At 44.8% G+C, this 13,279-nt stretch carries 10 protein-coding genes; 6 read left to right on the top strand and 4 right to left on the bottom strand.

All coding sequences use genetic code 11. The features are described 5' to 3' along the window. Window positions 1–192: 192 nt before the first annotated feature. Window positions 193–1,098 (top strand): bifunctional GNAT family N-acetyltransferase/hotdog fold thioesterase, encoded by a 906-nt coding sequence (locus QWZ04_RS04365; RefSeq protein WP_290325329.1) that lies wholly within the window; start codon window positions 193–195, stop codon window positions 1,096–1,098. A 132-nt stretch (window positions 1,099–1,230) separates the two neighbouring features. Here QWZ04_RS04365 and QWZ04_RS04360 read toward each other — a convergent pair whose 3' ends face one another. From QWZ04_RS04360 to hslR, 4 genes are all read right to left on the bottom strand, one after another. Next, a complete protein-coding gene (locus tag QWZ04_RS04360; RefSeq protein WP_290325327.1) occupies window positions 1,231–3,225 on the bottom strand; it encodes an AsmA family protein in 1,995 nt (664 codons plus the stop codon). 136 nt (window positions 3,226–3,361) lie between these two features. Next, on the bottom strand, window positions 3,362–4,987 hold the full coding sequence (gene pckA, locus QWZ04_RS04355) for a phosphoenolpyruvate carboxykinase (ATP) (protein ID WP_290325325.1): 1,626 nt from the start codon (window positions 4,985–4,987) through the stop codon (window positions 3,362–3,364). Between the two features lie 333 nt (window positions 4,988–5,320). Then, window positions 5,321–6,196 (bottom strand): Hsp33 family molecular chaperone HslO, encoded by an 876-nt coding sequence (gene hslO / locus QWZ04_RS04350; protein ID WP_290325323.1) that lies wholly within the window; start codon window positions 6,194–6,196, stop codon window positions 5,321–5,323. Window positions 6,197–6,211: 15 nt separating this feature from the next. Further along, window positions 6,212–6,601 carry a ribosome-associated heat shock protein Hsp15 gene (gene hslR / locus QWZ04_RS04345; protein WP_290325321.1) on the bottom strand — a complete coding sequence of 130 codons (390 nt, stop codon included), beginning with the start codon at window positions 6,599–6,601 and terminating at the stop codon, window positions 6,212–6,214. A 234-nt stretch (window positions 6,602–6,835) separates the two neighbouring features. On the opposite strand from hslR, the gene gspC reads away from it, so the two are divergent. The 5 genes from gspC to gspG all read left to right on the top strand — a co-directional run bounded on the left by gspC (window position 6,836) and on the right by gspG (window position 13,259). Continuing rightward, on the top strand, window positions 6,836–7,762 hold the full coding sequence (gene gspC, locus QWZ04_RS04340) for a type II secretion system protein GspC (RefSeq protein ID WP_290325319.1): 927 nt from the start codon (window positions 6,836–6,838) through the stop codon (window positions 7,760–7,762). Between the two features lie 42 nt (window positions 7,763–7,804). After that, window positions 7,805–9,823: a type II secretion system secretin GspD gene (gene gspD, locus QWZ04_RS04335; RefSeq protein ID WP_290325318.1), complete on the top strand. Its 2,019-nt coding sequence runs from the start codon at window positions 7,805–7,807 to the stop codon at window positions 9,821–9,823. Beyond that, entirely contained in the window at window positions 9,823–11,328 is a 1,506-nt protein-coding gene (gspE, locus tag QWZ04_RS04330; protein ID WP_290325316.1) for a type II secretion system ATPase GspE, read from the top strand. The genes gspD and gspE overlap by 1 nt, the downstream gene beginning before the upstream one ends. Beyond that, a complete protein-coding gene (gene gspF, locus QWZ04_RS04325) occupies window positions 11,328–12,560 on the top strand; it encodes a type II secretion system inner membrane protein GspF (protein WP_290325313.1) in 1,233 nt (410 codons plus the stop codon). The genes gspE and gspF overlap by 1 nt, the downstream gene beginning before the upstream one ends. A gap of 249 nt (window positions 12,561–12,809) precedes the next feature. Continuing rightward, complete coding sequence (gene gspG, locus QWZ04_RS04320) at window positions 12,810–13,259, top strand: type II secretion system major pseudopilin GspG (RefSeq protein ID WP_290325311.1); 450 nt, start codon at window positions 12,810–12,812, stop codon at window positions 13,257–13,259. Window positions 13,260–13,279 lie beyond the last annotated feature (20 nt).

Below are 13,279 nucleotides of genomic sequence, written 5' to 3'. Positions count from 1 at the left end.
AGTACTAAAAGCGAAGTTTTTGAAACTTTATTTTCGCTTTTTATTTCCGCGCATCACACTTCGCTTTTAGAGCTTCGCTTTTAGAGCTTCGCTTTTAGAGCTTCGCTTTTAGAGCTTCGCTTTTAGAGCTTCGCTTTTAGAGCTTCGCTTTTAGAGCTTCGCTTTTAGTATTTCACCACTAAAAGGATTTCCATGTTTAAACTGATCACGCCAAAAACGGCGAATCAACAGAATAAGTATTACCATTTTCGTTGGCAGATGCTGCGAGAGCCTTGGCGTATGCCTATTGGTTCTGAACGTGATGAATACGACGAAATGAGTCACCACCGTATGATTGTCGATGGCAAAGGTCGTCCGATGGCGGTGGGGCGTTTGTACATTACGCCAGATAATGAAGGTCAAATTCGTTATATGGCGGTAAAACCAAACCGAAGAAATAAAGGCGTTGGTTCTTTAGTGCTGGTGGCGCTGGAGTCGTTTGCTCGTCAAGAGGGCGTAAAGCGATTGGTGATCAATGCGCGTGAAGATGCGATCAGGTTTTACGAGAAAAACGGCTTTGAAAGTCAGGGTGAACTCAGCGATGAAAGAGGCCCACTTCGTCATCAGCAGATGATCAAGTCGTTAGACCCATTAGCCAACGTATTGCGACGCCCAGAGTGGTGCGCCGACCTGCAGCAGCGTTGGGAGCAACAAATACCAATTAGTGACAAAATGGGCATCAAGATAAACCAATACACAGGTTATCGTTTTGAATGTGCAGCGCAGCTTAATCCTAATTTAAACCCTCATAACACCATGTTTGCCGGATCTGCGTTTACTCTGGCGACACTGACTGGTTGGGGCATGACGTGGTTGTTGATGAAAGAACGTGGGCTTGAAGCGGATATTGTTTTAGCCGATAGCCAAATACGTTATCGCCACCCAGTAGAGCATGCCCCTATTGCTGCAACATCATTAGATGGGATCAGTGGTGATTTAGATAGATTAGCAACAGGGCGAAAAGCTCGTGTGATCATCAGTGTGACCATTTTCAGCGGTGAGCAAGCGGCCGTAGAATTTGTCGGCACTTATATGTTGTTGCCGAATTACCGAGGGTAGGTGAAGTTCTAAGTACTAAAAGCGAAGTACTAAAAGCGAAGTGCTAAAAGCGAAGTAAGAAACGTGAAGTTACTGTTGGACTTAGACACTTGTGTCCGTAATCTAGCCTTTAGAACTTAGCCTTTAGAACCTTCAATCAATCGGAATAATGACTTTTTCGGTTTGAATCGCACCTGTTTTACAATCTACGTTGTTGATTTCTTGTTGTCCTGCCAGTAAATCAACACGTACTTGTCCACAGTGATTCGCTAAAGACAGAGTCAGTTTACCTATGTCATCCGCTACCAAGTCGAGCTTCCCTTCTAAGTCTCCTGAAAAGCCGTCACCCTTTATATTGGTGTGGGTTAAGTCGATTTTGCCCCGTTGCATTTGGATGCTGAAGTCGTCAAACGTGATAGGAGATGCCAAGATCAATTGATCCGCGTTAGGCTTCATTATTTGGTTGAATGCAGGTTCAATACTGGTATTGCGTAGGCTGATATTAGCAAAGCCACTCAGAGAATAATTGAGCATGGCTTCGTCGCCAGCTAAACCGTTCAAATCGAATTCCACTTCCGCCAGACCTTTCATACCCAAAGGGATTGCTCGCCAGTAGCCAAGTGTTTGCAGTGGGAATCCATCAGTTTGAAACTTAAGCTGCCAAGGCTGGCTCAATGGTGTGAAATCAATCTTCCCTTGTGCACGCATTAAACCGTGCTCCAATGGCACCACAAGTTTGTCTAAATAACTCACGCCATCTTGAGCGTGCGCCTCAATAAGAGATTGAGAAGCGATGAGCTCGCCTATGCTGGCACTATTGGCTGATAGAGTTAGGGTGCCATTCCATAAGCCAAGTTTACTGTTTTTCACTAAAATCAGGTGATCGCCAGAGACATTTAATCCAGACACCTGACGCTTCGGTGTGCTGGCTAAGTCAATGTACTGGCTACGTTTAATTCGTAATCGTTCAATGGTAACCGACCTTGGTTGACGCAGTTGATCGAACTCATCAATGAGCGTATTCAACCCTAGCGATTCTAAATCATCACGCATGGATCCACTGCTATTTTCAACGTTGTTAACTAGCCATTCCAAGCCCGATATAGTCAAGTTTTCTAGCGAAATAGCGTTTGGATCTAGGTAACCCTGAAGCTGAATATATCCGCGTTTGACGCCGATATTAAGGTCATCGATGGTGATTTTGTTAGGGGTTAAACGCAGGCTTAACGTCGGTTCAAGTAAAGCTTGTTCCCCTAGTGTAATGCTTTCGGCATTTACAGAGAGGCGGCCATCTTGCTGCCAAACGTTAACGGGGTACTGAATGTTGTCGAGAGTGAGATCTGCCGCGGTCAACGAGAGTGCATCACTGGCTATGGTGGTTGAAAGTAAGTCGAGTCTCTCAATAAAAACCGGAGTATTAAAGTGCTCAAGCACTTGGTTCGATTGTACTTCCTTCCATTGTTCAGGCCCTAACTTTAAGCCTGTAATCGACGCATTAATGAGGTGCCATTGATCGTTTAGCCATTCCGCCTGAGTCGCAACGTTAGCTTGATTCCATTTAAACGATAAGCCGTAGACTTTCGCTCCGTCAGGTAATACATCGGCATCCAGCAGAACCTGATCAAATGCCTCGTTGTGCCAATACATCTGCTCTGCTGACAATTGAATTTCGCCGCGTAAAGGCCAATCAGCAGAAGGTGCGTATTCCGGCTGCTTTATTTGAAAGCTCAGATCGCGAACGATCAACGCATCGTCGGAATAATCTAAATGATCCACCGCGACTTGAGCGATGGAAACATAAGGCGAGGGTGTGATTTCTGGGATCCCTTGTTGGAGTTGAAAGCCACTTAAAAGCACGCTATCTATCGCCAGTTTTCCTTGTGATATAAGGCTTTGATTCAACCAAAGTTGTGCCGTTTCAATATAGAGAGGTTCAGGGTTGGTCGAAAGCTCTAAACCATGGAAAGTAAAATGATAAGGGGATTGATATTCGATCAGGTCAGCACGAATGGTTTGCGATGATGCGTGCTTAAAAATGAAATTCACGACGGGTGTCGCGTATCGAGTGTGCAGACTAGCAAACAGAACCAATATAGAGATAAGCAATAAGCTGATCATCAGGATGATAAGTGCAAGAGCTTTTCTCATTCGTTGATTCCTTTAACGCGGTTGATGCTAGTGCTGGTCGACTTTTTAACATCGATATCATCCAGACTGGCTCAAATAGCGAATAGATTCAACAAAAAAGCCCCTCAAATGAGGGGCTTGGTATCTATTTACGTCATTAGTCTAACTGAGGCCCTGCAGCAATCAGTGATTTACCTTCGTCATTATCAGTGTACTGAGCGAAGTTTTTGATAAAGCGTTGAGCCAAGTCTTCCGCTTTGCTGTCCCATTGTAGAGGGTCAACATAGGTATCACGAGGGTCAAGAATGCCTTTATCTACACCAGGAAGATCAGTAGGAACTTCTAGATTAAACACAGGGATTTGCGTGGTATCGGCTTTATCAATTGAACCATCTAAAATAGCGTCAATGATGGCGCGAGTATCTTGAATAGAGATACGTTTGCCTGTGCCGTTCCAGCCAGTGTTCACTAAGTAAGCTTGAGCGCCTGCAGCTTCCATGCGTTTCACCAATACTTCAGCGTATTTGGTTGGATGCAAGGTAAGGAATGCAGCACCAAATGCAGCAGAGAACGTTGGCGTTGGCTCTGTGATGCCGCGCTCAGTACCTGCTAGCTTAGCGGTAAAGCCAGAAAGGAAGTGGTACTTCGTTTGCTCTGGAGTTAGCTTAGCTACTGGAGGAAGCACACCAAATGCATCCGCGGTAAGGAAGATTACTTTTTCAGCGTGGCCGGCTTTAGAAACGGGCTTAACGATGTTCTCGATGTGATGAATTGGGTAAGAAACACGGGTGTTTTCCGTTTTAGAACCGTCATCAAAGTCGATGGAGCCGTCGTTGCGCACAGTGACGTTTTCTAATAGTGCGTCGCGACGAATAGCGTTGTAAATGTCTGGCTCGGCTTCTTTGGATAGACGAATCGTTTTTGCGTAACAGCCGCCTTCGTAGTTGAAGATACCTTCGTCATCCCAACCGTGCTCATCATCACCAATTAGTTGGCGTTTAGGATCGGTAGAAAGTGTTGTTTTACCGGTACCAGACAAGCCGAAGAATACAGCAACATCGCCTTCTTCACCCACGTTAGCACTACAGTGCATAGACGCAATATCACGAAGAGGAAGGAAGTAGTTCATCATAGCGAACATGCCTTTCTTCATTTCGCCGCCGTACCAAGTACCGCCGATCAACTGCATTTTTTCCGTTAGGTTAAACACCGTGAAGTTTTCAGAATGAAGCCCGTGCTCTTGCCATTTTTCATTGGTGGTTTTTGCGCCATTCATCACAACGAAATCAGGTTCAAAAGTTACGAGCTCTTCTTCAGTAGGACGAATGAACATATTTTTCACGAAGTGCGCTTGCCACGCTACTTCTGTAATGACACGAATTTTAAGTCGTGTGTCGTCATTGGTGCCACAATAGCCATCAATAACAAAAAGACGTTTACCGGAAAGCTGGGTTGTCACGAGTTGCTTCAACTCATTCCATACTTTCAAGTCGATAGGTTTATTGTCGTTTTTACCTTGATCAGACCACCACATAGTATCGGCAGTGGTTTCATCTTTAACGATGTACTTATCTTTTGGTGAGCGACCTGTAAAAATACCTGTATCAACAGCAACAGCACCCAGCTCAGTCACTACGCCTTTCTCGTAGCCTTCTAGCTCTGGTTGCGTTTCTTCTTCGAATAGTTGGTCAAAACTTGGGTTCCGAAGAACTTCAGTTACGCCGTTAATACCGTATTTAGTTAGATCTAGTTGTGCAGCCTTAGTATGTTCCATAACAGTCATAGGTGCTCCTTGTAGGATATTTTTTTGTAGGGATTTTGTAATAATTTTTTTTATCTGCTCACCATGCTAACAACAGGACTAAGATAAAACAGGGATATGCATCAAAGAATAGCCCTGAATTTTTTGGGGAATCATAACCCTGTTCACAGTTTTAGCTTGTCCATTTTATAGGCAAAGCAAACCTTTGCGCTAGATCAAAAGAATTAATACTTTGAAAAAAATAAGTGCACAAATGATATCGATAAGTGTGTGATTTTGTGAGGTAAATAACAAAAAAAGCCAGCGTTACGCTGGCTTTAATCGTTTTTTGACTGGCTTATTAAAAATGTTTAATTAATGCACGGTTCCACTGTTGTTATCGGCATCTATAAACAATGCTGATACGTCTTTTTCGTCGAACGCGTAATTCGTGCCGCAGTAATCACAATGTAAAGAAACTGATCCTTCAGTGGCTAAAATGTCGTTTAGCTCTTCACGTGCTACAGTCAGTATCGCCGCTCCGCTACGTTCTCTTGAACAGCCACAAAAGAATTCAACTTGTTGCGGATCAAACAGTTGAACCGTTTCTTGATTATACAAACGGTAAAGAATCTCATTGGCAGGCAAGCTGAAAAGTTCTTCATTTTTTACGGTGTTAGTCAGCTGCTCTAGGTGCTCAAAATCATCCGGTGTACCTGTGCCATCTGGCATCACTTGAAGTAGCATACCAGCGGCATGTGGTTTGCCATCAAACTCACCTAAACGGAACCAAAGGCGTGTTTTTAGTTGTTCTGAGCGTTCAAAGTAACCTTCAAGCACTTCAGAAAGTGTTTCGCCTTCTAAACCGACCACACCCTGATAGCGTTCACCTTTTTTTGGTGAAATTGTGATCACGAGGTGACCTTTGCCCATGAGCTGATGCAAAGTCGCGTCTTCTGCGATGTCGCCTTCCCAGCGAGCAACACCACGAATTTTTTGATCGTGGTCACCATTAATCACAGCGATAGAGACAGGGCCATCACCTTGCAATTGCAAAGTAATAGAACCTTCAAACTTTAAAGTCGCTGTTAAGAGTGTGGTTGCGACAAGCAATTCACCCAGAAGTCGTTCTACCGGCGCTGGGTATTCTTTGCTTGAAATAATTTGTTGGTATGTGTCGTCCAATTGTACCAATTCGCCACGAACAGATAGGTTGTCAAATAGGTAGCGATGCAAAAGGTTGTTGGCCATGCGATGGGCTCCGGCTTATTGCTGTTTAAATTTAATGATATTTCGACGCTGCTTTTTATCAGGACGTCGATCTGGGCTTGGACTATGCAACGCGTTAAGGCGATGCTTCTGAGCGTCTTCTTCGCGCTTGGCGATACTCTCATCGGTTTCTCTATAAAGAGTTTGCGCTTCAGGAGCCCCACGTCGTTGATCGGAAATCTTTTCAATGACGACGGTTTTTTCCTCGTTGCCTTGTCTGAGTTGCACAATGGCACCAAGCTCTACTATCTTGCTCGGCTTTGATCTCTGCTTATTATAATGGACTTTGCCGCCATCAACCATATTTCGTGCGATTGAGCGTGTTTTATAAAAACGGGCAGCCCAAAGCCATTTATCTAGCCTTACGGCATTACTATTTGAACTCATAGTTAAATCAGGCCTCTAACGATTGACTTCATTACTGAAATAAATAATGGTGACGAATAATACGAAATTCAACCTTTCATTCGTGACGGAAACGGAATGGAAAGTGGACGGAATGAGGCATGCAGCTCGCTTATTGCCTCCGAATTGTAAATTAATATGACATAGCCAAAGCCTTTGTGTACGCTGGCGAGCTAAATTTTTATAAGTTTTATCTGGGGACAGGGAGCGCCGCTAATGCCTTCTCAATTGGTGCAGAAATTTCAACTTAATCGCACCGCGAACAAAGCCATCGAATTCGCAACTCAAGCGCAAGGAAAAATTAGCTTATTGCTCACTCTACTGTTTATTGCTTTATCGGCATGGCTGGTGGGGCAATTAGCATGGGGCTTGGCTTATCAAGATCAGCAAGTTACACGCTGGACTCCTATCCCTGTGAATGGCCATTCTTCGTCTAATGTGGCCAGCCAAGGTCAACAGCAAGCGGTTACTCGTTTGTTGGATGCGCATCTGTTTGGTCACTATTCGCAACAAGCGGCGCCGAAACCCGTAGTACAGCAAGTGGTTGATGCACCAAAGACACGTCTAAACCTCGTTTTAGTAGGGGCGGTTGCAAGTAGTTCTGGTGATAAAAGTTTGGCGGTAGTGGCTAATCGCGGCAAACAGAATACTTATGGCATCGGTGAAACCATTGATGGCACAAGAGCTGTGTTGAAAGTGGTCATGATTGATCGTGTGATCATAGAAAACCAAGGTCAAGATGAAACCCTGATGCTTGAAGGTGTGAAGTACAGCAAGCTCTCTGAATCTCAGGCTCATCAACCGGTTAAATCTGCTCAATCAACAGGGCTTCCCGCAGAACAACTTGAACAAATTCGTCGTGAAATTACACAAAATCCTCAGCAAATTATGCAATACATTCGTTTGTCTCAAGTAAAAAAAGATGGCCGAGTGGTGGGTTACCGTGTGGGCCCAGGAAAAAACAGAGAGCTGTTTGATTCTGTCGGGTTAAAGCAAGGGGACATCGCCACCCAAATGAATGGCGCCGACTTAAGTGATCCTGCTGCCATGGGCAAAATATGGCAATCCATTTCAGATCTTACCGAGTTAAATTTAACCGTAGATCGCAATGGTCAGCAGCACGACATATTTATTGAATTTTAACTTGAGTGGCCACCATTCAAGTCGATGTATCAGGAGCAAAAAGTGAAACGTTGGTTTAACAAGGGCACATGGCTGTTAGCAGGAAGCTTAGTTTGTTCGCCTATTATGGCAAATGAATTCAGCGCCAGCTTTAAAGGCACAGATATTAAAGAATTCATTAATATCGTTGGACGTAATTTAGAAAAAACCATCATTGTTGACCCTGCAATTCGAGGCAATATTGATGTGCGCAGCTACGATGTGTTAAATGAAGAGCAGTACTACCACTTTTTTCTAAACGTTTTGGAAGTGTACGGCTTTGCTGCAGTTGAAATGGAAAACGGCGTTCTAAAAATCATTCGTGATAAAGACGCCAAAATTGCAGCGATTCCCGTCGTGGGCGATGAAACACGTGTAGAAGGTGATGCCGTTATTACACGGGTTGTCGCGGTTCGTAATGTTTCCGTGCGAGAACTCTCGCCATTGCTTCGACAGCTAAATGATAATGCCGGTGCGGGTAACGTAGTGCACTACGACCCAGCCAACATCATTTTGATTACAGGACGAGCAGCGGTAGTTAATAGACTTGCTGAAATCATTGAACGTGTCGACCGTGCTGGTGATAAAGGCATTGATGTCGTTGAGCTAGAAAATGCTTCAGCAGCGGAAATGGTGAGAATCGTCGAAGCCTTGAATAAATCGACCGATGCGAAAAATACCCCTGCCTTTTTACAGCCTAAATTGGTGGCCGATGACCGCACGAACTCCGTTTTGATTTCTGGTGACCCACAAGTTCGTCAGCGCATCAAAAAGTTAATCGAACAACTTGATGTAGAAATGGCATCAAAGGGCAATAACCGCGTTGTTTACCTTAAGTACGCAAAAGCGGAAGACATGGTAGAAGTGCTCAAAGGTGTATCTGAAAACCTACAAGCGGGCAAAAGTAGCAGCAGTAAATCATCAACGAAACGAGATGAAGTGATGATTGCCGCGCACAAAGGCACCAATGCGTTAGTGCTAACGGCGCCAACCGATATCATGGGGGCACTTGAAGAAGTGATCGCTCAATTGGATATTCGCCGCGCTCAAGTTCTGATCGAAGCGATGATCGTTGAAATGGCCGAAGGCGACGGTGCGAATTTGGGTGTTCAATGGGGCAACATGAGCACCGGTGCTATGATTCAGTATTCTAATACTGGAGCGCCAATTGGTAGTGTCATGGTAGGTATGGAAAAAGCCAAAGATACAGAAACTGTCAAAGCGGTTTATGATTCTGATGGTAAATTCTTAAGAAACGAAACCACGACAACAAAAGGTGACTATAGTGCGCTCGCTACCGCTTTAGGTGGCGTTAACGGCGCAGCAGTGAGCGTGATGCTTGGTGACTGGACAGCCCTTATTAGTGCCGTTTCCAGCGATTCAAATTCCAATATTCTTTCATCACCAAGTATTACTGTAATGGATAACGGCGAAGCGTCGTTCATAGTTGGTGAAGAAGTTCCTGTGATCACAGGTTCAACCGCAAGCTCTAGCAACAGTAATCCATTCCAAACCGTTGAACGTAAAGAAGTGGGCATTAAGCTGAAAGTAGTGCCACAAATAAACGAAGGCGACTCGGTGCAATTGGTCATTGAGCAAGAAGTATCAAACGTTTTGGGCGCACAAGGTGCCGTTGATGTACGTTTTGCTAAACGTCAGTTAAACACATCTGTCATGGTACAAGATGGTCAAATGCTGGTGCTTGGTGGCTTGATTGATGAGCGTGCATTAGAAAGTGAATCTAAAATCCCATTCCTAGGTGATATACCCGTACTTGGCCATTTGTTTAAGTCGACCAGCACCCAGGTTGAGAAGAAAAACCTAATGGTCTTCATTAAACCAACCATCATCCGTGATGGCGTGACAGCAGATGGTATTAGCCAGCGTAAATACAACTACATTCGTGCTGAGCAATTATTTAAAGCCGATCAAGGGTTGAAACTGATGGATGATTCAAACATTCCTGTTTTGCCTAAGTTCGGTGATGACATTCAACATCCTGCTGAAATTCAAGCCTTTATCGAGCAGTTGGAGGCGAAGTAATGGCCGACACTTTAGTGGTTTCTGGTAACTATATTCGGTTGCCATTTGCCTTTGCTAACCGTCATAAAGTGGCAATGGAAAGCTCTGAACATCCTGAGCAAGTACCGAGCTTGTACTATGTTGCCCCTTTGAATTTGGCCACATTGACCGAAGTTCGTCGAGTGAGCCAAGGCAAGTTTACGCCGGTTGAATTAAGTTTGGCTGAGTTTGATGTGAAGCTGACGGAGTTGTATCAGCGTGATTCATCAGAAGCGCGTCAACTGATGGAAGACATCGGCGCCGACAATGACGACTTCTTCTCGTTAGCGGAAGAGTTACCGCAAAATGAAGACCTTTTAGAATCGGAAGACGATGCGCCCATCATCAAATTGATCAACGCCATGTTAGGTGAAGCAATTAAAGAAGGGGCATCGGACATTCACATTGAGACGTTCGAAAAGTCACTTTCTATTCGTTTTCGTGTTGACGGCGTTTTGCGTGAAGTTTTAGCGCCTAGCCGTAAGTTAGCACCTTTGTTGGTTTCTCGTGTAAAAGTCATGGCGAAGCTGGATATTGCTGAAAAACGCGTTCCACAAGATGGTCGTATTTCTTTGCGTATTGGTGGCCGAGCGGTCGATGTACGTGTATCTACCATGCCATCATCTCATGGCGAACGAGTGGTCATGCGTTTGCTGGATAAAAACGCCACCCGCTTAGATTTACACAGCCTAGGCATGACACCTGAAAATCATGTGGCATTCCAAGGCCTGATAAAACGTCCTCACGGTATTATTTTGGTCACAGGCCCAACGGGCTCAGGTAAATCGACCACTCTGTACGCGGGGCTACAAGAGCTCAATAGCACTGAAAGCAACATCTTAACAGTAGAAGATCCGATCGAATTTGATATCGATGGCATCGGACAAACACAAGTGAACCCAAAAGTGGACATGACCTTTGCTCGTGGATTGCGTGCTATTTTGCGTCAAGATCCGGATGTGGTGATGGTCGGTGAAATTCGAGATCTCGAAACCGCTCAAATTGGCGTACAAGCCTCACTGACTGGCCACTTGGTGATGTCGACCCTACACACCAATACCGCTGTAGGTGCTATCACTCGCTTACGTGATATGGGTATTGAACCTTTCCTTATTTCATCTTCGTTATTGGGTGTCTTAGCTCAGCGGCTTGTTCGTACTTTATGCCCAAACTGCAAAGAACCGTACAAGGCGGATAAGACGCAAAGAAAACTGTTCGGATTAAAGAAAAAAGAAGAATTGAAATTATACAAAGCGGTGGGTTGTGAACACTGTAATCATAAAGGCTATCGAGGCCGAACCGGTATTCATGAAATGCTGGTGATTGATGATGCGGTACAAGAACTGATTCACAATGAAGCCGGTGAACAAAGCATTGAAAAAGCCATTCGAGACAACACCCCGACGATTAGGGATGATGGATTGAAAAAGGTTCGCCAAGGGATTACCACACTTGAAGAAGTGATGAGAGTCACCAAGGAAGTCTAATGGCAGCATTTGAATACAAAGCGCTTGACGCAAAAGGCAAACAGAAAAAAGGGGCGATCGAAGGTGATAACGCTCGTCAGGTGCGCCAGAAACTAAAAGAGTTAGGGCTTATTCCCGTTGAAGTGATTGAAACCAAAGCAAAGGCAGCAAAAGCCAGTGCGAGTGGATTCACCTTTCAGCGTGGCATCAGCACCAACGAGTTGGCTTTGATCACTCGTCAACTATCAACGCTTGTGCAGGCCGGGATGCCTTTAGAAGAGTGCATTAAAGCCGTTGCTGAACAAAGCGACAAACCGCGCATTCGAACCATGCTGGTCTCGGTGCGTTCTCGCGTTGTTGAAGGCTACACCTTATCAGACAGCTTAGGCGACTACCCGCATGTGTTTGATGATTTATTCCGAGCGATGGTTGCGGCTGGAGAGAAATCCGGTCACTTAGACACCGTATTAGATCGTCTTGCAGACTACGCTGAAAATCGTCAGAAAATGCGTTCTAAGTTGCAACAAGCCCTGATTTACCCTGTCATGCTGACGTTAATTGCGGTCAGCGTGGTGGCGTTCTTGCTTGCGACGGTCGTGCCAAAAATCGTCGACCAGTTTGTTCAAATGGGGCAAAAGCTGCCGACATCGACCGAAATCTTATTGTCTGCCAGTAATTTTGTGCAGAACTGGGGCATCGTGTTGGTGCTGGTTATTCTCGGCCTCATTATGTTGCTGAAAGTTGCATTGCGCCGCCCTAAGTTCCGTTTAGCGTGGGACAGGCGAATACTGTACTTACCGGTAATAGGCAAAGTAGCACGAGGGCTCAATACCTCTCGTTTTGCACGTACTTTATCTATTTGTACTTCAAGTGCCATTCCATTGCTGGATGGTATGAAAGTTGCGGCCGATGTAATGAGCAATCAGTACGTGAAAGAACAGGTATTGATTGCTGCAGATAAGGTGCGCGAAGGCGCCAGTCTGCGTAAATCACTAGAACAAACCAAGCTGTTCCCACCCATGATGTTACACATGATTGCCAGTGGTGAACAAAGTGGTGAGCTAGAACAAATGCTGACACGAGCGGCGGATAATCAAGACCGAGATTTTGAGTCCTTAGTGGCAATGGCCTTGGGTATATTCGAGCCCTTGCTGATCGTATTTATGGCTGGCATCGTGTTGTTTATCGTGATCGCAACCTTGATGCCGATATTGGAATTGAACAATTTGGTGTCAGGAAGTACTAAGAGATAAAAGCGAAATTCGAAGCACGAAAAGCTAAGCATTAAAAAAGAAGCGCTAAGTTATTGACGTTGAATACTTAGAGTTTATCTTCGGTAAAACGCTTTGCGACATTGCTTCGCTTCTCCACCTTTGCTTTCATCGAGCTTTTAGAACTTAGCTTTTAGAACTTAGCTTTTAGAACTTAGCTTTTAGAACTTCTACACAATATTTTTGGCCTCATGTCGTTTTGAAACATGATGCTTTTCGTTCGGAGGAAAAATGAATCATAAAATGAATAAAAAACAGTCTGGCTTTACGCTACTTGAAGTCATGGTAGTGGTAGTGATCCTTGGCGTGTTGGCGAGTGTTGTTGTCCCTAACTTGTTAGGCAACAAAGAAAAAGCGGATCAACAAAAAGCGATCACTGACATCGTTGCACTCGAGAACGCGCTGGATATGTATAAGTTAGATAACAGCGTATACCCAACGACGGATCAAGGTCTTGAGGCGTTGGTTTCTAAGCCATCGGCAAGCCCAGAGCCGCGTAACTACCGAAATGATGGTTACATCAGACGTTTGCCAAATGACCCATGGGGTAATGAATACCAATACTTGAGCCCTGGTGATAATGGCAACATCGATATCTTTACTCTAGGCGCAGACGCTCAAGAAGGCGGAGAAGGCGCTCAAGCGGATATTGGCAACTGGAACATGCAAGACTTCCAGTAATAATAATGGGCTTCGTTTAC

Source organism: Vibrio tapetis subsp. quintayensis (assembly GCF_030409945.1).
Classification (GTDB): domain Bacteria; phylum Pseudomonadota; class Gammaproteobacteria; order Enterobacterales; family Vibrionaceae; genus Vibrio; species Vibrio quintayensis.
The sequence above is the reverse complement of the archived record's forward strand: the minus strand, read 5'-3'. Positions and strand labels throughout refer to the sequence as shown.